This window comes from Bittarella massiliensis (ex Durand et al. 2017) (assembly GCF_017566145.1).
Lineage (GTDB): Bacteria > Bacillota > Clostridia > Oscillospirales > Ruminococcaceae > Bittarella > Bittarella massiliensis_A.
Genome location: NZ_JABFCL010000421.1, coordinates 1 through 207, shown reverse-complemented (window position 1 = coordinate 207; position 207 = coordinate 1). Strand labels below are relative to the sequence as shown.

General features: G+C 50.7%; 1 pseudogene. It reads left to right on the top strand.

Features of this window, described 5'->3' with window-relative positions:
- Nucleotides 1–207, top strand: a pseudogene (locus tag HJY11_RS14905) (serine dehydratase subunit alpha family protein); the annotation flags it as partial.

Sequence of the window (207 nt, the reverse complement as noted above, 5' to 3'; positions counted from 1 at the left end):
CTTTGCGGCGGCAAAAGCGAGAGAAGTGCTGGGCGAATTTCCGGAACAAATGGCGATCCATTGCAGCGGGAATATTATTAAAAATGTAAAAAGCGTAACAGTCCCTAAATCCGGAGGAATGCACGGCATAGAAGCGGCAGCCCTGCTTGGGCTGATCGGAGGAGATGCAGGCAGGGAACTTGAGGTACTGGAAAAGGTAACGGATGA